This window comes from Sulfitobacter sediminis (genome assembly GCF_040811725.1).
Lineage (GTDB): Bacteria > Pseudomonadota > Alphaproteobacteria > Rhodobacterales > Rhodobacteraceae > Sulfitobacter > Sulfitobacter sediminis.
This window is the reverse complement of sequence record NZ_JBFNXX010000169.1, coordinates 1-265: the sequence shown is the minus strand read 5'-3', so window position 1 is coordinate 265 and position 265 is coordinate 1. Positions and strand designations below refer to the sequence as shown.

Sequence of the window (265 nt, the reverse complement as noted above, 5' to 3'; positions counted from 1 at the left end):
CAACTGGTCAAGGAAGAGGAGCGCGCCTGGCATGCGGGGGCGGGGGAATGGTGCGGGCAGGATGACAGCAACTCGCGCTCCATCGGGATCGAGCTCGACAACGCGGGGGATCATCCCTTTCCCGAGCGGCAGATGGCAGCGCGGGAGCGGCTTCTGGCCGAGATCATGGGGCGATGGGACATCGGCCCCGACGGCGTGATCGGCCATTCCGACAGGGCGCCGGGGCGAACACACGATCCGGGCCCGCGTTTCGATTGGGCGCGGC

At 69.1% G+C, this 265-nt stretch carries 1 protein-coding gene; it reads left to right on the top strand.

The features are described from left to right. On the top strand, nt 1-265 hold a 265-nt coding region (locus AB2B41_RS23555; RefSeq protein ID WP_367880255.1), incomplete at both ends, for an N-acetylmuramoyl-L-alanine amidase.